Below are 20,107 nucleotides of genomic sequence, written 5' to 3'. Positions count from 1 at the left end.
CGGTGGTTATAGCATCGGGGACACGCCCGGTCCCATTCCGAACCCGGAAGCTAAGCCCGACAGCGCTGATGGTACTGCACCCGGGAGGGTGTGGGAGAGTAAGTCACCGCCGACCTAAAACTTCACAGTGCAACATAGTAAGGATGTGATAGGTAAGAAGGAGTATTCTCTGCTTACCTATCACATCCTTTTTTGCATGCCCAGACCGCGCTAGCGGGGCAGGGTTTAGTGCCCCTCGGCAATAGCCTTAATGGCCTGAAGCGTGGCAGGAATGCCCTCCAGCGCCGCATCGCGACGTTCTGCCAGCTGTGCCTCCCAGTCCGCACCATACTTGGCCTGGAAGAATGCTAGACCCTTCTCGGTCACCTCCCAGGTCTCGTGCAGGCGGGTGCCCTCCCCCTCAGAGGAGAGAACAAAACCCCACACGACGACCTCGCCATTGATGGCCCACTGGAACTGCCGATCCTGTTCATAGGCAGTGACGAGGCTGCGGGTCTCCCACGTGCGCTCGGGGGTCTCATTGCGGCCCTTAAACCAGGCCCCCTCCTGATGGGTGACGGTCTCATCTTCCCACCAGCAGCTGCGACACACAGGCGACCACTCGCCGGTGCGTTCAATGGAGGTCACGAGAGCAAACACATCGCTCGGGCTGGCATCCACATAGATGTCTTGGGTACTTCGTAGTTCAGAAAGGTTCATGCCTTCCCAGCGTAGCGATTCCACCGCCGCCACGGGAGGAGGGCAGAACACCAGAGCCGAGAAGGCATGAAGAGCTCAGAGCGAGACCTTAAGCGAAGGCGGCGCGCAGCCGGCGCGCGGCCTCATCAATAGAGGCCTCCGATTTGGAGAAGGCGAAACGCACCAAGGTGCGACACAGCTCTGGATCATCGCAGAATGCGGCCGCCGGAATGGCCGCGACACCGGCGATCTCGGGCAGGCGCATACAGAAATCCATGCCGTCCTCAAAGCCCTTGGAGGCGACGTCGACAAGCAAGAAATAGGTGCCCTGGGAGTCGTAGACGGTGAAGCCGATCTCGCTGAGCACGGCACGCAGATGGTTTTTGCGCTCCTCCAGCACGTGCACCATATCCGTAATCCAGTCCTGCTCATTATTGAGCGCGTAGGCGATAGCCGGCTGGGTAGGGGTGGTGCCGACGAAGCTGAGGTACTGCTTGGCGCGGGCCAGAGCATTAAGCAAGGGCGGCTCCGCAATAGCCCAGCCCGTTTTCCACCCGGTGACGCAGAACGTCTTCGCCGCCGAGGAAATGGTGATGGTGCGCCCCCGCATTCCTGGCAGGCCAGCGATGGGGGTGTGGTGGCTGTCGAAGATGAGATGCTCATAGACCTCATCGGCGATGACCCAGAGATCATTGTCGATAGCAATATCCGCCAGCGCCTGCAGGCCCTGCTCGCTGAAGACGCTGCCGGTGGGGTTGTGCGGATTGTTCACCATGATCGCCACGGTCTTATCCGTCACCGCGGCGGCAAGGGCCTCGCGGTCAATATCCCAGTGTCCGGTCTCGGTGTCGAGATGGAGGGCAACGGCCACGCGGGTGGCGTTTGCAAGCGCAATGGAGGCCGCATAGGCGTCATAGTAGGGCTCGAAGACGATGACCTCATCGCCGGGCTCGACTAGGCCCAATACGCTGGCGGCGATGGCCTCGGTGGCGCCGACAGTCACGAGCACATTGTCCGCGGTGATATTCGCGTCATAGCGCACATTGCGCTCGCGGGCGATGGCCTCCCGCAGCGCGGCGACACCGCGCGGCGGGGCGTATTGGTTATTGCCGGCAGTAATCTGCTCACAGGCCATCTGGAGCATGGACTCCGGCCCAGAATGATCGGGGTAGCCCTGACCGAGGTTGATCGCGTCATAGCGGGCGGCCTGGGTGGTCATGGTGTCAAAGATGGACTTGTTGAAAGGGACCATCCGAGCGATTCCGGGATCGTGCGAAGTCTGAGGGGAAGGGCTCATAAACCTGGAGATACTCCTAGAGTTCGAGAAGGTTGAATTTGGTTGCCAGCACATCATCCACCTTATTCAGGTGCTGCTCGAGGCGCCGCCAGCGCTTCTGATCGATGGCGTTAATAGCATCGCGCACCACATCCGGATCCGGGGTGCCCCAGGCAATGGGCATGGGAGAGATCTCATCCCAGTGCTCCTGGTCCTGGACGCTGCGGCGCCCCGATACCGCCACTGCGGGAACTCGCTCACCCACGGTGGAGCTGTGGCCGTCCACGCGGGTGACGGTGCGGGCAGCCAGGGCCCACACCGGTTTCGCGTCGGGGTTCACGCTGGTGTTCACCAATGCGAGGATCACCTTGTCGCGCGGGTTAACCTGCGCGATCATCGCCGGCACGAGCTCGTAGCGGTCATAGAGACTCTGGGCGGTGCCCACCTGCTTATCCAATACGGGGATAAGAACGAGGCTGATGAGGCCGATGACGCCGAAGGCGATGGCCGCGTAGTAGGACCAAGAGGCTTGGTTACTGAAATAGACCACGCCGAGCGCCAAGCCGAAGAAGATGAGCCCGAACAAGAGCGCGGAGAGCTTGAGCCGGCGCGCATCGCGGAACATCTCATTGTGTTCCTTGTTGTAGGGGCCATCGACGGTGAAGGAAAATGTCTGCGGCATAGCACAAGCATAAAGGACAACCGCAGGCAAAACAGCATCTTTATTCCGGCCCCGCCCGCTGCAGCATCGCCGCATACGAGCCCGCCGCGGAATGTGTGCTCATCAATGTATTTTGCTACCCCCGTCGGGTACAATCATGGGCACAGTATTTGTCTATTTGAAAGAATGGCGTCATGGCTAATGTAGAGAAGAAGGGCTACGTTGATCCGGGCTGGCCGGACGTAGCACCCGGGGAACATCCTGTAACTGACCTCATCTCGGAGTATGACGGCGCGAATAGCCCGTGGGGTAATGATTTCATCTTCCCCGTCCCCTATGAGGAGACCGGCTACGTTCACCCCTACACGCGGGTCAACCGCCCCTAACGCCTCTTTTCCGCACCCCGCCTCGCGAAGATTGTGCCCGCGGCGGGGTGTCTGCGTATCGCAGAGAAGAACACCCCTAGTCCCGCCCCACCGGCGGTGATCTAGGGGTGTTGTGCTGTTGCGCGCGCGTATCGACGCCTATTTCACGCTCGTGCTGTCCTCAGACTCGGACTCGGCCGTAGGAGAGGGAGCAGGGTTGGTGGATTCGTCGAGCTCCGAGGTGTCCTCGAGTTCGTCACGCACCTCCTCGGTGATGGACTCCAGCAGCTCCTCGTCCTCGATATTGGAGCTGGCGATCTCGCGGCGCATCTCCGCAGCCTCCTCGCGGGAGTAGGGCCGGTTGGGATCGAAGCGCATAGCTAGGAGCTCGCGGATGCGGATGCGGCGCTCGGTTTCGCCCTTGATCATGCTGCGGCCGCGCCACCAGGCGACGATGAGCACCACGATCAGCGCGACACCAATATAGCCCAGTGCGGGGTAGACATAGGCCACCAGCTGGCGGAAGCCGATGAAGGAGAGGACGAAGCCGACGCCGACGAGGATGAACAGCCACTTCTGGAACTTGCTCTGATCCCCCTTGGCGAGGCGCTTGGCCAAGGCGTAGAACATGCCAATAGCGGTATTGAAGATCATGATGTAGATCACCACCGCCATGGCGGTGCCCAGGGAGGGGTTGATCTCCTGGACGATGGCCAGGGTCGGCATATCCTCGTCCTTGACTACCTTGATGTAGGAGAACAGGGCCACGGTGCAGAGAGTCAGCAGGATGCCGTAGATGGTGCCGCCGGCTAGGCCGCCGATGGCGGAGGAGCGGGGATCCACGTTATCGCCACCCATGACGATGGCCATGGAGATCGCCACCATGAGGCAGAAGCCCACATAGTTCATGGAGGAGATGAACCAGTTCGGCAGGCTAGTGGGCAGCTCATTGGCCACCGGCTCGAGGGTGGACAGCGACTCGCCGGAGTGCATCATGGCGTAGATGCAGGCGCCGGCCAGGAAGACGATGATCACCGGGGTAGCCGCGCCCATCACATTGGACACCTTGCCCACATCCAGCATGCCGGCGGCGAGCACCATGACCACCATGAGCACAGCGCCCACCCACACGTCGAGCCCGAACTCCTGCTCCAGGTTCGAGCCGGCGCCGGCGAACATCACGAAGCCCACGGAGAACAAGGTGATGGAGACGGCGATGTCGAGAATCCTCGACATCCATGGGAAGGTCACCTTCTCCAGCACGGAAAGGTGCTCATCGGCTTGGAAGTAGGAGCCCAGCTGCAGACAGATCATGCCCGTCAGTGCCATGAGCACACCGGCGATGACGGCACCGAGAACTCCCCAGCGACCGAAGGCCACAAAGTACTGCAGCATTTCCTGGCCTGATGCGAAGCCGGCGCCGACGATGAGTCCGACGAAGGCCATAGTGATACTGATTGACCGTTTTAACACAACGATTGTCCTCGTAGTTCTCTAGACTGAGTCCGTGAATCACACCGCGGCGCGCAGGCGTATAATCCGCTGCGCAGGCCGCTGGTGTGAGGTGAGTGTGTACTGAGGTGAGTTTATCGAACGTCGCGTTTTATATCACCTTGGGCTCAGCGGCGCCTCAGCTGCGTAGGGCCTCGACCGGCACAATCGCACACCCCACGAACGGAGTCGGGGGTGTAGACAACGAAAAGGACCTCACATCCCCAGATAGGGGAGTGAGGTCCTTCCACGTGTCTCTGGCGTCTCGCTATGGAGCCAGCATGCCCCAGCGTTGGGGCAGCGACGGCTTAGTACAGGGAGGCGACGGTGTTCACAGCCTGGCGGGCCTGGCCCACCACGGTGTTGTAGGCCTGGTCAACCTGGCCCGGAACCGGGATGCCGGCCTGGCGAGCCACGCCCTTGGCCTGGCCATAGGCCTCGTCTACGGTGCGGAAAGCCTGATCCACAGCGCGGAGGGCCTCATCTGCTGGGGCAAAGTTGGTGCCAGCGGGGGTCGCCGGGGCGTTGTGGTTCGGAGCGCTGTGGCCCGGAGCCGGACGCTGGGTGGGGGCAGAGTTCAGGCCCAGACGAGCGGAGCAGGCCGGCCATGCGCCCCAGCCCTGGGAGGCGAGCACACGCTCGGCAACCACGATCTGCTCTTCGCGGGTGGCGCGATCGGCGGTGGGGGCGAACTCCTGGCCGCCATGAGCGTTCCAAGTAGACGGGGCGAACTGCAGACCACCGTGGTAGCCATTACCGGTGTTGATGTGCCAGTTACCGCCGGACTCGCACTGTGCGAGGCGGTCCCAATCCGAATCCGGAGCTGCGGAGGCGGTGGGGGCCATGGCAGCGGTGGCGGCGCCAACGACCATGGTTCCGGCGGCGATCTTTGCGGTAGTGGACGCGGTCTTGCGGGCGTGACGAGCCATAAGTCTCTGTCTTTCCTTTCGGTGTGCGCGCCCTCGTTGTCACTGGCTAAGCCGGTGCGACGGTGCGTCGCGAGCGGTATCGCCAGAAGCAGCGATGCCCTGCCGCACACACGTTAAATCGGTATGGGAGGTGAAATCTGTATGAAATACGCTCGAGTTCCGAGGAACGGTCTCAGGGGCGCGGGCCTTCCATGAGGGGATGCACGAGTGCAGGGAGGGAATCGTGATCCTTATAACTGTTGTCCCTAGCGCCGCGTATCGCTGCTGCGGTGCGGTGCGGGATACAGGGAGGTCCGCGAGGTACTCCTCGGTGAGCGCCTAACAAGCACCGTAACCGTTTATAACGATTTAGTCACGCTCCGGTGGCGTAGTGGCGATAGCTGCTCGAGAATCCCCTGTTCAGGGTAGGCAAATTGGCGAATGTGATCTATGACACATATACGCCTGCGGCGGTCGAGACGGCGTGTTAGAGGCCGTTTTATGCGTGCCTTTGCCCTGCTAGACGGGTGAAAACTGTGCTTTATGGGGCGTGTGGTACGAATGGTGTTCCCGCCGAGTGGCGCGCGCCCACAGTATCTGTCTAGGGGCGAGCGCGGCGCTCGCCCCGTATGCGTCGCGGGGTGTGGCTCCCCGCTACGGAGAGGAATACACTAGTGTTCTTTAGTCTGCTGCACTCGGCGTGAAACGCACTCGGACGCTGCGTGTGTTTCGAGTGTCGTGGGAGACGGTCCGAGTGCTGAAGTATCTGTGCGTGACAAGAAGAGGTGATAGGCCATGCCAATCGGCAAGGTGAGGTGGTATGACCCCGAGCGTGGGTTCGGCTTTGTGTCCAACCCTGGTGAGGAGGACTGCTATGTGAGCAAGCAGGTGCTGCCGGCTGGGGTGGAGGAGCTGCACAAGGGGCAGCGTATCGAGTTCGACTTTGCCGCTGGCCGACGCGGCCCGCAGGCGCTGCGAGTGAAGGTACTCGACAGCCCGCGCGCCCGCCGCCGCCCGAGCCGCACCTATTCGCCGGAGCAACTCAACTCCATGATTTCCGATGCGATGACGGTCCTCGAAACCGAGGTACAGCCAGGGCTGACCTCCGGCCGCTATCCAGAGCGCAAAACCGGCCGCCAGATTGCGGCGATTTTGCGCGCCATTGCCAAGGAGCTCGATACCTAGGAATCGGGCTGGGTAGTGATGGACCACGTGACGTTGTAGGGGGTTTCCTCGCCAGCATCATTGTGGCCAATGAGAACGGACTTCACCTCCACAACCACCAGTCGTGGTGTGTCGGTGGAGTCCTTTTCTTTGCTCTCTACCGAGCCGGGGACCTCCACCTCGGTCCGCTCATTGGCAGTGAAGTACTGCTCGTCGTTATAGGCCGGATCATCGTAGATGGTTAATAGCGCCCAGTCGTGGTCGTGCACCACCTCGGGAATAGCGAGCGACAGCGTGTCCTTGGGACCGATCTCGATGGCTGCGATGTCGCCTTCCTTCGGTCGCTCGCCTACTTCGGCGATCACATAGGGGGCGACCTCCACCGTGGTGCCATTCACGCTGGCATTAATCCGCACCGTCTCCGGCTCGGGATCGGGCCGATTGTTGAGCAGTTTCGTGAGCACCATGGTTACACCGAGGACGGCAAGCACCGCCACGATGAGCAGGAGCACGGTGCGGAATTGGGCACGACGTTGTTTGCGGGTAGCCATGGAGATCGATTCTAGCTGTCGCGCCACTCCACCTCGTAGAGCACCGGCCAGTTCTTGCCAGTGAGATAGAAGCGGCCATTCTCCCCGGCGGCGATACCGTTGAGCACGGTGTTGGGATCCTCTGGGGCGCGGGAATCCAGCGCGGAGGCGTCGATACGCGCGAGCAGCTCGCCGTCGTGGGGGCTAAAGACCACAATCTCATCTGTGGTGAAGATATTGGCGTAGATGGCGGGCTGGCCGCGAAACTCCGCGCACTCGAGCTCATTGAGGCGGGAGATGGCCTGGCCCTCAGAGTCGCGGATGGTGAAGTTGCCGGTTGATTGGAAATCGGCAGTATTCATGGTGCGAATCGTGGCACTGCCATCGGAGAGATAGAGCGGTCCGTTGCCATCAAACGCACACAGGCCCCACCCCTCGCCGTCATAGGTGAAGCGGGCGCGTTCTTCTAAGGTGCCGGGATCGCGCTGGAAGGCCACCCCAGCTTTCCACGTCAGTTGCCACACGGAGCCGTCGGCAAGGGTTGCTCCTTCCCCGAAGAATGCGTCGTCAAGCGGCAGGGATGTCTGCTGCGCATAGGTCTCGCGATCGCGGTATTGGATGGTAGATTCCCCATTTAGCCCCGTAGAGAGCAAGAAGGAATCACCGATTACCTGCAGGCCTTGGACGAAGGTGGGCGCAATAGTATGCGTAGCTAGCACCGTGGGCACCAAGGTGGGCACTTTGGGAGCAGTGGGGGTATCGACAGAGTTGCCGTTCTGGGAAACCGTGTAGGTCGGGCCGTTCTGCTCAGACGCGCATCCGCCGAGCGCACACGCTCCGAGGGCCGCGATGACAAGGGTAGATGTGAGCGAAGCAAACCTCATACCTCGTATTCTGCCCCACGTTGGGGATAATGGTAATCGTGACACAGTCAGACTCTTCCCGATCCTCGCGACCATCCGCCCGTAGCGGCGCGCGGCGTCGCCGCCGCAGCCGTCGTCCCCGCGTTGCCGCCAGCGCCCCGAGCAGCACGAGCTCGAGCGGTAGCACGCACGTGCTGTTGAGTACACAGGCTCGCAGCGTCGCACTCAGCGCCGCCGCTGAGATGGATGAGGGGCCAGTGGGGCAGCATATCGGGGCGCAGCTTATCGACGACACCCTGGCCGTGCATCGCTTCGGTGCAGAGGTACCGGGTTACCGAGGCTGGCAATGGCATGTGAGTGTGACCGCCGCGCCCGGCTCGGAACATATCACCGTCAATGATGTCTCCCTCATCGCCGGCAGCAGCGCCCTGACCGCGCCCGAGTGGGTGCCCTATTCCGAGCGCATCCGGCCCGGGGATTTGGATCCAGAGACCCAGCTGCCTCTCGAGGAGGGCGATCCCCGCGTGGTGGACACCACCGACGAGGACGGCACCACTCGCCTTGAGATCTCCTCGGTGGGGTTGTCCGAGGCGCGGCAGCGCTGGGGGCGCGGCTCCTTCGGCCCGAGCAGCGAGTTTGCGCAAAAGGCGAGCCTCGAATGCGGCAGCTGTGCCTTCTACCTCCGGCTCCCCGAGGATGTGGGGCGCAACTTTGGCGTGTGCGCCAATGAATACTCCGCCGATGGGCACGTGGTGCACGCCGCCTATGGCTGCGGGGCACATTCGCTGACCCCGCCGAAGGAACAGCTCGGCGCGCCGGTGGCCACACCCTATGACGATGAAAAAGCCATCGAGCTATAAGCCAGCGGCGCCGAGGGGAGGGCGGCGCTAGACGGGCTCCGCAGTGGCCCACAGCCAGCTATTGGCATCCGCCACATCAATATGCGGCGAGCTGTGGGTGCGCGCCTTGCGGGTGGTGCCATATTCCATCCAATGCTCCACCTTGCGCACCCCGGACAGCGAATCCACGAACCACACTTCACCGCGCCCCAAAAGATAGGGGGGCAGCCCCTTAACGTGGGGGTGTACCTCCACGCCGCGGGAGATGAGATAGTCCAATACGGGTTCGCGCAGCACCGAGGCGTGCGAGCTTGGATGGGTGGAAATATGCGCGGTGGCTCCGGTGATCACGATGATCGTGGCGAAAATCCCCTGTAGCACGCGGCCGTGGCCGTCGCTGAGAAGCCCCTCATCGGCGCCCTCGTGCTGTAGCCGATCGAGGTGGTGCTTGAGCCAGGGATAGTCCACCCCATAGCTGGCGGGGGCGCGGCGTTGATCGCGCAGCAGCTGGGTGGAGACGCAAATGTGATCGCTGGTGGGTACATCGGGGCGCAGCCGCACATTCCAATAGGAGCGTTCCGCCTCAATGAGCGGAAAGAAGCTGCCCTTACCTGCGCTGCGGAGTCGGGCGCGGATGGCCTCATGATCGCTCGCACTGAGATGCATGCCCAGACGGTTGAGATGTTCCCCTAAATGTCGGACGCGCCCGTCGACCTGCCTAAAACTAGTCCTGTACACCGCGGGTGACATGCTCCTTTGTGCTACTAGGGTGAAGCCGGTTTCTCGCAAGCGGCGTCGCACGCATCGCGCACACTCGGGCGGCGTCGACGGCTGGGTGCGGCATACGGGGCTGACGTGTGCGCACCCAGCCTCATCTGGGCGAGGATGATGCGTGATAAACACCAGTGCTTTTTAGCTTAACCCACCGCGGCGCCTGCTCCGCGGTGCCGCTAGGGGTGGCGCTGGGGCCGCTGCTGGACGGCACTGCGGGGAGTTATTTCTCCTTCTGCAAGCAGCTGAGAGTAACATAAACGCGGCTGTTGAAGAGCGGCGTCTAGCTACTCGCCTTCAACGCTGCTGTGCACGACACCACGTCGCCACGCGTGCTCGCCGCTGGAAAGTGTGCGCCGTTATCAACGGCCACCACTCACCGGGGGGGGGGGCAAAGCCGCGCTGAGGCGCCGTGCCAACGGAAAGCGCAACTTAAGAAAAGGCAGGCCATGACAGCCCCGCAACACTCTGAGGTCGCCGAGCAGAAGCCTCGCGCCGCCCGCGAGCCGAAGAACTGGCTCGATTCCTTCTTCTCTATTTCTCAACGCGGTTCGAGCGTGGGCACTGAGGTCCGCGCCGGCCTGGTCACCTTCTTGGCCATGGCCTATATCGTGCTGCTGAACCCGCTGATCCTCGGCGGTATCGAAGACCGCAACGGGGTATCCCTCGGGATCCCGCAGGTAGCCGCCGTCACCGCCCTCGCCGCGGGCGTGATGTCCATCGCCTTCGGCGTCTTTGCCCGCTATCCCTTCGGCATCGCCACCGGCCTCGGAATCAACACCCTAGTGGCCGTGACCCTAGTCTCCGCCGAGGGGCTGACCTGGCCGGAGGCAATGGGGCTGGTGGTGATCGACGGCATCATCATCGTGGTGCTCGCCGTCTCTGGCTTCCGCGTCGCCGTCTTCCGCGCCATCCCGCATTCGCTCAAAGCCGCGATGGGCGTGGGCATCGGTATGTTCATCGCCATGATTGGCCTGGTGGACGCCGGCTTCGTCCGCCGTATCCCCGATGCCGCGGGAACGACCGTGCCGGTGACCCTCGGCATCGACGGCTCGATTGCGTCCTGGCCCACCTTCGTCTTCGTCCTCGGCTTGCTCATCTGTGGCGTGCTGGTGGCGCGCAATGTGCGTGGCGGGCTGTTTATCGGCATCGTCTCCACCACGATCATCGCCATGATCGTGGAGTCGCTCACCAGCTCCGGCCCCTCCTTCGTCGACGGCAAGCCCAACCCCACCGGCTGGTCGCTGGCCGTGCCCACCCTGCCGGAATCCATCGGCTCCACTCCAGATCTTTCCCTGGTGGGCGCCGTGGATCTCTTTGGCGCCTTCGCCCAGATCGGGGCGCTCTCGGCGTCTCTGCTGGTGTTCACCCTGGTGCTGGCGAATTTCTTCGACGCCATGGGCACCATGACGGCGCTGGGCCGCCAAGCGGGCCTGAGCGATGAGAACGGCAACCTGCCCGATATGAAGCGGGCACTTGTGGTGGAGGGCGTCGGCGCCGTCGTGGGCGGCGGCTGCTCCGCCTCCTCTAACACCGTTTATATCGACTCCGCTGCCGGTATCGCCGATGGTGCCCGCACTGGGTTGGCTAATGTGGTCACCGGCATCATGTTCCTGCTGGCGATGTTTCTCACCCCGCTCTATGAGGTCGTGCCGATCGAGGCTGCCGCCCCGGTGCTCGTGATCGTCGGCGCGCTGATGATGGGACAGATTCGCGAGATCGACTTCACCGAGTTCCATGTCGCGCTGCCGGCCTTCCTCACCATCGTGGCCATGCCCTTTACCTACTCGATCGCCAACGGTATCGGCGTGGGCTTTGTGGCCTATACCGCCATGGCCGTGGCCTCCGGCAGGGCCAAGCAGGTGCACTGGCTGCTGTGGCTGATCTCCGCGTTGTTCTTGGTCTATTTCGCCATCGATCCCATCCTGGCGGCCGTACACTAGCGGGCCATGCTTGGATCGCTTCTTCCCTTCTTGGTGGCCAACACCATCGGCATGGTCTCGCCGGGGCCGGACACGCTGCTGATCCTGCGCTTAGCGAGCCGCAGCCGGCAGCGGGCGTTGGCCGCGGCGCTGGGTATCGTCACCGGCGCCACCTTCTGGACGGCCCTGACAGTGGCCGGCATGGCGCAGCTGCTGCAGCGCTTCCCGGAGCTACTCGAAGCGCTGCAGCTCGTGGGCGGCGGCTACCTCATGTATCTGGGCGCCACCATTGCCCGCGCCGGGTGGCAGGCACGTGGCACCGCACCCCAGCCCCCTGAGCTCGCGGTGGCTCCAGTGAGGATGCGCCGCGCCTATCTCACGGGGTTGGCCACCAATCTCTCGAACCCGAAGATTGTGCTCTTCATGGCCGCCGTGCTCAGCCAGTTTTTGCCGGTGAGCGCCAGCATGGGAGTGCAGCTGATCTACATCGGGGCGGTGGGGCTGTCGGCTCTGATCTGGTTCTTAAGCATTGCCTTCGTGCTCTCCACGCCGCGGATCAGCCGCTCTATGCTGGGCTATAGTCCCCAGATCGATATGCTCTCCGGTACCGTCTTTGTGCTCATTGGCGCCAGCGTTGCCGTGCCGGCGTTGCGTGAGCTGCTGCATATCGGCGCCGCCTAGCCCACTAGTATGGGACAGCGTGGCCATTTTTCTCGATTCCAGCGCAGATCCCCGTTTCGCTGACTACCGCGATCTCAATTCCTCCGACCGCCGCCCCGATGCGCGCGGCGGCAAGGGATTGGTGATCGCCGAAGGCAATCTCGTGAGCGAGCGGCTGCTGCATTCGCGCTTCCCCGTGCGTTCCATTGTGGGCTTCGAGCCCAAGCTATCGAATTTCCTCGCTCTCCCTGGGGTGCAGGAGGAGATCGCGCGCCGGGATATTCCCGTCTACGCCACCACCCGCGACACCCTCGCCGAGGTGGCGGGCTTTGATCTCCACCGCGGGCTGTTGGCAGCCGCGGATCGGCCCGAGCCTCTGGGCTTGGAGCAGGTGGTCGACAGCGCGCGCACCCTCGTCATCGCCGAGGGAGTGGGGGATCACGAAAATATCGGCTCCCTCTTCCGCAACGCTGCCGGACTCGGTGTGGATGGGGTGCTCTTCGGCGCCGGCTGTGCCGATCCGCTCTACCGGCGCGTGGTGCGCGTCTCCATGGGGCATGTGCTGCGCCTTCCTTTCGCCCATCTCGCCGGCGGCTACACCACGTGGCAGCGCAGCCTCGAGCAGGTGCGCGCGGCCGGATTCCACATTGTTTCGCTCACCCCCAATCCAGAGGCGGCGCTGCTCAAGGACGCCCTCGTGGACGAGACGGGCCAAGCCTATGAGAAGGTGGCGCTACTCATCGGCGCCGAGGGCCCGGGGCTGACAGAACACGCGATGCGCGCCACCGATATCCGCGCCCGTATTCCCATGGCTGCGGGCACGGACTCGCTCAACGTGGCCACCGCCGCAGCCGTGGCACTCTACGAGCGGGCCCGCAGCCTGTCTTAGGATTCGTCCTCGATGAGGGGGTTTTCGGCGGCCTCCGTGTTCTCGGCCTGCGGCCTGGTGCGCTCATCGCGGCGCGGCGGCGGGGTGGACTCGGTGTCGCGCGGCGCGCGCTGTGCCGTCGAGCGGGAGCGGGACAGCTGCAATGTTCCGCTGCTGCGGGGCCGGTCGGTGTGACGCAGTTTATCCGAGAGCTGCTCGCCCACCGTCCCAGCAACATCGCGCACCGTGGAGCCGGCCTTGCGCATCCACGACCAACCAGAGCGCACAACCGCGCCCAGCTCTTCGCCGGTGGAACGCTCCTCGCTGTGGGTGGAATCGAGAGCGTAGTCGTCATAATCCCGATCGGCCGCGCCCAGCCCCAGCTTCGACGACGCCGCCGAGACAATATCGGCGATGCTGCGGGAACTCGGCGGAGCGGGCTCCACCTTGGGCTCGGGCCGGCCATCGATGGCATAGCCCACCACATTCACATCCGGCCCGCCCGTGTAGATGCCCAGCCACTCGCGGGTGGCCGCCGCCACCAGATCGATCGGCTCGAAGGGCAAGGCGATACCGCCCACGTTCTCGCTACGCTCGCCCGCCCAGAAGGGGCGTTCGAAGGGCTGGGGGATGCCCTCGTCCTCGTAGACGCGGTCGCGCCGGGCAGCAAAAGCCCGGAGCAGGGTATTGCCACGCCAGTAGGCGAAAGCACCATAGCCGCGCTCGCGGTTATAGGCGGTTACGATCAGTTCTCGGGCCGGCAGTGAGGAACGCAGGGCGGCATCGATATCGGAAATTCTGCGCACATCGGGCAGATAGGTTTGTACCAGCGACAACCCTGGGAAGCCGGCGATATAAAACTCGTTCTCGGACACATCCGTGGAGCGGTTCAAGGAGAACTGCCCGATCGGGGTGATGGGCCAGCGGGGATTCATCTGGGCGAGGTATTTGCGGCCGAAGCCGCGATTCGCCCGGGGTTCGGTGGCGATGACCTCGGCGGGGGTATCGGTGTTGACGAAGAAAAACGTCACTACTGCGGGCCGCTCCATGGCGCCTTAGCTCCTCGGTCGTTTCGTATTCGAGCGCACACCCAAAAGGACGTCTTCCCAGTGCGGTGTCTTGGCCTTGCGGCGGCGCCGCTTCGGGGCCTGCTCCTCCGGCGGATGCTGCAAGAAATCCTCGCCCTCGCCGTCCGCGCTGCGCTCGGGGCCGCGGAATTCTTCGGCATCAGCGAAGTCGGCGGGATCATCGTAATCCGCGTCCTCCTCCGTATCGCGCACCGAGCTGAGGGCGCGGTTGGGCTGCGAAAATTCCGGATTAATCAGCTCCGAGGCCAGCTGGTTGCGCGCCACCGCGGTAGGCGAGGAGGTCATGTGGTTGAGATAGGAGTACTCAGCCACATTGGTGCTGCGGCCTACCGTCCACGTCACGGTGATAATCCACTGCCCAGAGGGGTCGCGATAGGCGTCCCAGGCGGCGTCGCTGACGTTGTTGCCGCGGGCCGCGAAGGCGGTGGCCAGCACTTCCCACAGGGTGAGCTTGGCGGGGCCATCATCGCGCACTGGGTGCGCCTGCTTGGACATCTCCGCAATCCGGCCGCGCTCGAGCAGCACGGGGTGCGCATAGGGCTCGATGCGGGATTCGGTGACATCATTTTCTTCCGCGAGCTGCGCTATCGTCGCCCCAGCGCGCACCCGTTCCTGAATTTCCCGCGGTCGCATGCGCAGCGGGGTAGTCAAACGGGGGTCGACGCTTGTCGACGCCGACTCCTCGGGCGCCTCCGCCGGCGGGGCGGGAGCGGGAGGGGCAGCTGGGGTGGGCTCGGACGAGGAGAGGGCGTCGATAAGCTGTGTGCGCAACTCATCGCTCACGGCCAAGAACACCTGTTCCTCGTCGAGGTGAAAAACGAGCGAGTTCCGATTGGACTCCGCTGCGTTGAGTTCTAGCTCGCGCATGCACGCTCCCTGCGTCGTTGTGGGACTAACTAACACGTCCAACCTTAATGGAAAACGCGCACGTGGTGGATCACTCACGTGCGCGTGTTCTCTAGCTTTATTCGCTGCTAGAGGGGATTAGTTGAGCGGCTAGCGGGCATCGAGGACATAATCGATGGCCTTGGTCAGTAGCGTGATGTCTGCCGAGTCGATGGCGGGGAACATGCCGATGCGCAGCTGATTGCGTCCCAGCTTGCGGTAGGGCTCCACATCCACGATGCCATTGGCGCGCAGCGTCTTTGCCAGCTGGGCGGCGTCCACGCTCTCATCGAAGTCGATAGTGCCGACCACCAGCGAACGCTTCTCCGGGGTAGCGACATACGGGGTGGCTTCGGGGCGGGACTCGGCCCAATCATAGAGGATGCGGGAGCTGGCGGTGGTGCGCGCCACCATGGCGTCCAAGCCGCCCTGGTCGTTCATCCACTGCACCTGGTCGCGCAGCATGAGCAAGCTGGCCACGGCTGGGGTGTTATAGGTCTGGTTCTTGCGCGAATTGTTCACCGCAGTCTGCAGATTCAAAAAGGCGGGGATGAAGCGATCGGAGGCATTGATCTTCTCGATGCGCTCCAGGGCGCGGGGGCTCATGGCAGCCAGCCACAGCCCGCCGTCGGAGGCGAAGCACTTCTGCGGGGAGAAGTAGTAGACATCTGCCTCGGCGATATCAACGGGCAAACCGCCGGCGCCGGAGGTGGCGTCGATGGCAATGAGGGCGTCGGTATCGGGGCGGGTCACCGGCATCATCGCGCCAGTGGAGGTTTCGTTGTGCGCCCACGCCAGCACGTCGACGCCGTCGATGGCCTGCACCTCTGGGGTATCGCCCGGTTCGGCTTCCACGATGGCGGGCTGCTCCAGCCACGGCGCGGCGGCGGCAGCGGCGGCAAACTTGCCGGAGAACTCGCCGCAGGTGAAATGTCCCGAGCGCTGCTCGATGAGGCCGAAGGTGGCGGCATCCCAGAAGGCAGTGGCGCCGCCCAAGGACAGCACGATCTCATAGCCCTCCGGAAGGGAGAACAGCTCTGCCAAACCGGTGCGGACATCACCCACCACATCCTTCACGCCGGGCTGGCGGTGGGACGTACCCACAATGCTGCTGCCGCCATCGACGATGGCGCGCAGCTGCTCGGGGCGCACCTTGGAGGGGCCACAGCCAAAACGGCCATCGGCGGGGATGAGTTCAGCGGGAAGAGTAGTAAAGGCCTCAGACATAAATATTTTGATCCTTAAATGACTGCCACGATGGGCACCGAGAAAACACAATAAAATTGCAGCGCGGGGCGCGCTCTGCCTGTTTAGATTAACCAACCAGTGACGGCGGCGGGCAGGGCTTTCACAAAAGGGGGTGACGTGCAGACACCTGCGGCGGGGGTGTCCCGTCGGGCACGAGGCGAGGGGCACCCAGTGCGCGCTCCCCACTGTGGGGGATGCGAGATCACGCTGGGCGGGGGTAGCACTAGGGGGAGGCGCCGGTGGATGATTCAGGCGAGAAAAGGGGGAGTGCTGGGTGCTGGGATGGGCATCCTCGCAGTACGGCGCAGGTGTGTGTGGGTGGCGGCGCGGCTGCGGAGCGGGAGAATTTGTTGTCCGCGTCACAGACGCTGGTAGACTGTTGCCGTCGGTGCGGCAAATAGCTGCTGAACAGCGACTATGGGCCAGTACCGGACATGTGTGTCAGCGACGCTTCCCAATAGTGAGAACGCTGGCCCCAGCTTTCTGCAAGGTCATAAATGCTGACCTAGCAGCACCGTGAGAGCAGTGCGCCGACTCAGGGGTGGCCCCCTGAGCAGTACATGCGGTTCGGGCGAGGCTGTGGTCCTCGCCGTGGAAGCGTGACTATGTGGGTCGATCCCCGCGGCTACTCGGTCTCTGCCCCTATGCGGAGGTGGGGCGGGTGTGAGGGGTGGGCAAGCGCGGGCACGCATGCAGTCAAAAACGTATAGTGTGACGTACAGGAGCACTTTCGGCCGTGGGTAGTAAAGCTCACGTGTTGATGTGGTCGCGGTCTCGCATGAGGCGGAGGATGCTCGGTTCCGAGCGTCGATGATGATCCGCACACGCCGAGCATCACTCTTTTACCTCCTAATAGAGGAGAGAGCCAGCGCCCATTATCGATCGCGGCCGGTGCGATATATCAACTTAATTGAAAGGGATACTGTGGCTACAGAAAACAAGGACAAGGCCGTTCTTCACTACCCCGGTGGTGAATTCGAGATGGACATCATCAAGGCCACCGAAGGCAACGACGGTGTTGTCCTCGGCAAGATGCTGCAGGAGACCGGCTTGGTCACCTATGACCCAGGCTATGTGTCTACCGGTTCCACCGCCTCTGACATCACCTACATCGATGGCGCCGAGGGCATTCTGCGCTACCGCGGCTACGCCATCGAGGATCTGGCCGCCAAGGCCACCTTCAACGAGGTGTCCTACCTGCTGATTCACGGCGAGCTTCCCACCCGGGAGCAGCTGGCTAAGTTCAATGACGACATTCGTCACCACACCCTGCTGGACGAGGACTTCAAGGCGCAATTTAACGTCTTTCCGCGCAACGCCCACCCGATGGCAGTGCTGGCTTCCTCCCTTAACATCCTCTCCACCTATTACCAGGATGAGCTCGACCCGCTGAACGAGGATCACCTCGATAAGGCCACCGTGCGCCTCATGGCTAAGGTGCCGATGCTGGCTGCCTATGCTCACCGCGCCCGCCACGGTCAGCCTTATATGTACCCGGACAACTCTCTCAACGCCCGCGCCAACTTCCTGCGCATGATGTTCGGCTTCCCCACCGAGCCCTACGAGATCGACCCGCTCATGGTCAAGGCCCTGGATCAGCTGCTGATCCTGCATGCCGATCACGAGCAGAACTGCTCCACCTCCACCGTACGTATGGTGGCCTCCGCGCAGTCCAACATGTTCGTCTCCGTGGCCGCTGGTATCAACGCCCTGTCCGGCCCGCTGCACGGCGGCGCCAACCAAGCTGTTCTCGAGATGCTCGATGACATCAAGGAGAACAATGGCGGCGACGCTACCGACTTCATGAACCGCGTGAAGAACAAGGAAAAGGGCGTCCGCCTGATGGGCTTCGGCCACCGCGTGTACAAGAACTACGACCCGCGCGCCGCCATCATCAAGGACACCGCCCACGAGCTGCTGGAGAAGACCGGCGGCGACGAGGCACTGGAGCTGGCCATGCAGCTGGAGGAGATCGCCCTCAACGACGATTACTTCATCTCCCGCAAGCTCTACCCGAACGTGGACTTCTACACCGGCCTCATCTATCGCGCCATGGGCTTCCCGACGGACTTCTTCACCGTCCTCTTCGCCATGGGCCGTCTGCCCGGCTGGATCGCCCAGTACCGCGAGCTCGTGGAGAACCCGGCCTCCAAGATCTACCGCCCGCGTCAGGTCTACACCGGCCAGCCGCTGCGTGAGTTCGTGCCCCGCTCTGAGCGCGGCTAATAACCCGCCTTATAGCGCAAGATAAGCGTTAGGAACCGCCGTCCTTCGCCTGAGGGGCGGCGGTTTCGCACGCTCGGGGACAGTCGGCGCCGGAGGCCTCCACGGCAAGAAATTATTCGGGGTTGAGTTATTTCTTAGGTACACTGGGTGCGTAACCCAGCCCGAGAGGCTGCCATCACGCGTGCGGTCATCCGCCCGCTGCTGGCATGCAAGCGGGGGCGAGGCCACTCATTGTGCGCGGCCTGGCGCCCCACCGCTCACGCGGGTACGCACCGTCGGGTGCGGCACGTGTGTCTGGGGCGCGAGTGCACATACATATGTAACAGGAGTGAATTCATGGACAAGCCACAGATTGACGTTCAACAGGGGCCTGCACCTGAGGACATCGTGATCGAGGACCTTGTGGTCGGCGATGGCGATGAAGCTCAGCCGGGCGGCCTAGTTGAGGTTCACTACGTGGGCGTCGATTTCGAGACCGGTGAGGAGTTCGACTCCTCGTGGGATCGTGGCCAGGCTATCGAATTTCCGCTGTCCGGCCTCATCGCCGGCTGGCAGGAGGGCATCCCCGGGATGAAGGTGGGCGGTCGTCGCCAGCTCACTATCCCGCCGGAGGCCGCCTATGGCCCCGCCGGTGGCGGTCACCCGCTCTCCGGCCGAACCTTGGTGTTCGTGATTGACCTGCTCTCTGTCGGCTAATCACCATCACGGCACGAAAGAGTGCAACACCGCCGCGGATACTGTTCTCTCCTCGCGGGGAGAGCGTATCCGCGGCGGTGTTTGTGTGCGATCCGCGTGCGCCGAGTTTAAGGCTGCATCTCGGCGAGCTTCTCATAGCCTTGGAAGCGGTGTTCGCGGCCGACCAGCTTCACGTTGTGCTCCAGATTCCACAGCGTGTAATCCACAGACTCCAAGATGCGGGTGATGAACTCCTCGGGGTTGTCGGCGGCGTCCCCGCCCGCGGCGCCATCTGGTCCCTCGGGAACAATGCCGGAGACAATGCCGGCGTTCATCAGACACACCGCGCTGACGTCTTGAGCATCCATCATCTCGGCCGCGTGGTGAACATCGCGGTAAATGATCGCCGAGGCCCCCTCGGGCGGCAGCGGGGAGAGCCAGCCATGCTCGGCGCTGATCACCGCATCAGAGGGCAGCATCGCCAGCGCGCCGCCGCCGCAGCCCTGGCCCAGAATCACGGACACCGTGGGTACATCCACGCTGACCAGCTCATTCAAGGTCCGAGAGATGGAGCCAGCCATACCCGCCTCCTCGGCTTCGCGGGAGAGCTCCGCGCCGGGGGTGTCGATGAAAGAAATCAAAGGAATATTGAGCTCGTGCGCCAGCTGGATGCCGCGGCGGGCGAAGCGCAGCGCTGCGGGGCCGAGCTCGCTGACGGCGTGCGGCGGCTGGGCGTGCCGGTCTTGCCCCATGATCACCACGGGGCGGCCCCCGAGAGTGGCTATGCCTACCTGCACGGCAGGGGAGTGGCGGCCATCGCCGGTGCCATTGAGCTCGATATAGCTATCGGAGAGCACCGTGAGCACATCCCGTAGGCCAGGTCGATCGCTGCGACGGGTAGCCACAATCGAATCCCAGGCCGAATGCTCCGGTTCATAGCCCTGCTCGGCGGTGATGAGATAGTCCGGGCGGGCGGGGGCGTGCTGCTG

The 20,107-nt window shown here is 63.2% G+C and carries 20 protein-coding genes and 1 rRNA gene; 9 read left to right on the top strand and 12 right to left on the bottom strand.

Annotated elements, in window-relative coordinates; translation table 11 throughout:
- A 5S ribosomal RNA gene (rrf, locus tag GBB18_RS10435) occupies positions 1-115 on the top strand; the annotation flags it as partial.
- A 110-nt stretch (positions 116-225) separates the two neighbouring features.
- Here the strand turns inward: rrf and GBB18_RS10430 are convergent.
- The 3 genes from GBB18_RS10430 to GBB18_RS10420 form a co-directional block, all read right to left on the bottom strand.
- A complete protein-coding gene (locus GBB18_RS10430) occupies positions 226-699 on the bottom strand; it encodes an SRPBCC family protein (RefSeq protein ID WP_151641621.1) in 474 nt (157 codons plus the stop codon).
- A gap of 88 nt (positions 700-787) precedes the next feature.
- Positions 788-1,975, bottom strand: a complete 1,188-nt coding sequence (locus GBB18_RS10425) for an aminotransferase class I/II-fold pyridoxal phosphate-dependent enzyme (protein ID WP_151641620.1) — start codon at positions 1,973-1,975, stop codon at positions 788-790.
- A 16-nt stretch (positions 1,976-1,991) separates the two neighbouring features.
- A complete protein-coding gene (locus GBB18_RS10420) occupies positions 1,992-2,636 on the bottom strand; it encodes a DUF3239 domain-containing protein (RefSeq protein ID WP_225979313.1) in 645 nt (214 codons plus the stop codon).
- Positions 2,637-2,809: 173 nt separating this feature from the next.
- On the opposite strand from GBB18_RS10420, the gene GBB18_RS10415 reads away from it, so the two are divergent.
- A complete protein-coding gene (locus GBB18_RS10415) occupies positions 2,810-3,001 on the top strand; it encodes a hypothetical protein (RefSeq protein WP_151550345.1) in 192 nt (63 codons plus the stop codon).
- 138 nt (positions 3,002-3,139) lie between these two features.
- Here GBB18_RS10415 and GBB18_RS10410 read toward each other — a convergent pair whose 3' ends face one another.
- Entirely contained in the window at positions 3,140-4,426 is a 1,287-nt protein-coding gene (locus GBB18_RS10410; RefSeq protein ID WP_151641619.1) for a hypothetical protein, read from the bottom strand.
- A 353-nt stretch (positions 4,427-4,779) separates the two neighbouring features.
- The gene (locus GBB18_RS10405) at positions 4,780-5,400 is read right to left on the bottom strand and encodes a resuscitation-promoting factor Rpf1 domain-containing protein (RefSeq protein ID WP_151641618.1); all 621 of its coding nucleotides are present in this window, start codon (positions 5,398-5,400) and stop codon (positions 4,780-4,782) included.
- 774 nt (positions 5,401-6,174) lie between these two features.
- Between GBB18_RS10405 and GBB18_RS10400 the strand changes: the two genes are divergently transcribed.
- Complete coding sequence (locus tag GBB18_RS10400) at positions 6,175-6,564, top strand: cold-shock protein (protein WP_151550348.1); 390 nt, start codon at positions 6,175-6,177, stop codon at positions 6,562-6,564.
- Here GBB18_RS10400 and GBB18_RS10395 read toward each other — a convergent pair.
- Positions 6,561-7,094 carry a DUF2771 domain-containing protein gene (locus GBB18_RS10395; RefSeq protein ID WP_151641617.1) on the bottom strand — a complete coding sequence of 178 codons (534 nt, stop codon included), beginning with the start codon at positions 7,092-7,094 and terminating at the stop codon, positions 6,561-6,563. The genes GBB18_RS10400 and GBB18_RS10395 overlap by 4 nt on opposite strands.
- Before the next feature lie 11 nt (positions 7,095-7,105).
- Complete coding sequence (locus tag GBB18_RS10390; protein WP_192796024.1) at positions 7,106-7,957, bottom strand: glutaminyl-peptide cyclotransferase; 852 nt, start codon at positions 7,955-7,957, stop codon at positions 7,106-7,108.
- 221 nt (positions 7,958-8,178) lie between these two features.
- Here GBB18_RS10390 and GBB18_RS10385 point away from each other — a divergent pair, with 221 nt between their 5' ends.
- A complete protein-coding gene (locus tag GBB18_RS10385) occupies positions 8,179-8,796 on the top strand; it encodes a DUF3027 domain-containing protein (RefSeq protein WP_151641622.1) in 618 nt (205 codons plus the stop codon).
- Positions 8,797-8,823: 27 nt separating this feature from the next.
- On the opposite strand, the gene GBB18_RS10380 is transcribed toward GBB18_RS10385, so the two are convergent.
- Entirely contained in the window at positions 8,824-9,441 is a 618-nt protein-coding gene (locus GBB18_RS10380) for a hypothetical protein (protein ID WP_151641615.1), read from the bottom strand.
- A 554-nt stretch (positions 9,442-9,995) separates the two neighbouring features.
- Between GBB18_RS10380 and GBB18_RS10375 the strand changes: the two genes are divergently transcribed.
- The 3 genes from GBB18_RS10375 to GBB18_RS10365 are packed head-to-tail and all read left to right on the top strand — an operon-like array spanning position 9,996 to position 13,017.
- A complete protein-coding gene (locus GBB18_RS10375) occupies positions 9,996-11,489 on the top strand; it encodes an NCS2 family permease (RefSeq protein WP_151550352.1) in 1,494 nt (497 codons plus the stop codon).
- A 6-nt stretch (positions 11,490-11,495) separates the two neighbouring features.
- A complete protein-coding gene (locus tag GBB18_RS10370; RefSeq protein WP_151641614.1) occupies positions 11,496-12,149 on the top strand; it encodes a LysE family translocator in 654 nt (217 codons plus the stop codon).
- Between the two features lie 19 nt (positions 12,150-12,168).
- Positions 12,169-13,017: an RNA methyltransferase gene (locus GBB18_RS10365; RefSeq protein WP_151641613.1), complete on the top strand. Its 849-nt coding sequence runs from the start codon at positions 12,169-12,171 to the stop codon at positions 13,015-13,017.
- Here GBB18_RS10365 and GBB18_RS10360 read toward each other — a convergent pair.
- The 3 genes from GBB18_RS10360 to serC all read right to left on the bottom strand — a co-directional run bounded on the left by GBB18_RS10360 (position 13,014) and on the right by serC (position 16,196).
- Positions 13,014-14,027, bottom strand: a complete 1,014-nt coding sequence (locus tag GBB18_RS10360) for a hypothetical protein (protein ID WP_225990286.1) — start codon at positions 14,025-14,027, stop codon at positions 13,014-13,016. The two genes, GBB18_RS10365 and GBB18_RS10360, sit on opposite strands and share 4 nt — an antisense overlap.
- A 24-nt stretch (positions 14,028-14,051) precedes the next feature.
- On the bottom strand, positions 14,052-14,951 hold the full coding sequence (gene sepH / locus GBB18_RS10355; RefSeq protein WP_151550501.1) for a septation protein SepH: 900 nt from the start codon (positions 14,949-14,951) through the stop codon (positions 14,052-14,054).
- A 129-nt stretch (positions 14,952-15,080) separates the two neighbouring features.
- On the bottom strand, positions 15,081-16,196 hold the full coding sequence (serC, locus tag GBB18_RS10350; RefSeq protein ID WP_151641611.1) for a phosphoserine transaminase: 1,116 nt from the start codon (positions 16,194-16,196) through the stop codon (positions 15,081-15,083).
- Between the two features lie 945 nt (positions 16,197-17,141).
- Here serC and GBB18_RS10345 point away from each other — a divergent pair.
- Positions 17,142-18,443, top strand: a complete 1,302-nt coding sequence (locus tag GBB18_RS10345) for a citrate synthase (protein ID WP_192796023.1) — start codon at positions 17,142-17,144, stop codon at positions 18,441-18,443.
- A gap of 336 nt (positions 18,444-18,779) precedes the next feature.
- Entirely contained in the window at positions 18,780-19,139 is a 360-nt protein-coding gene (fkpA, locus tag GBB18_RS10340; protein WP_018019335.1) for an FKBP-type peptidyl-prolyl cis-trans isomerase FkpA, read from the top strand.
- A gap of 107 nt (positions 19,140-19,246) precedes the next feature.
- Here the strand turns inward: fkpA and GBB18_RS10335 are convergent.
- The coding region (locus GBB18_RS10335) for a carboxyl transferase domain-containing protein (RefSeq protein WP_304503162.1) at positions 19,247-20,107 on the bottom strand (861 nt) is incomplete at its 5' end.

This window comes from Corynebacterium sp. 11A (assembly GCF_008930935.1).
GTDB classification, from domain to species: domain Bacteria; phylum Actinomycetota; class Actinomycetes; order Mycobacteriales; family Mycobacteriaceae; genus Corynebacterium; species Corynebacterium megadyptis.
The sequence above is the reverse complement of the archived record's forward strand: the minus strand, read 5'-3'. Positions and strand labels throughout refer to the sequence as shown.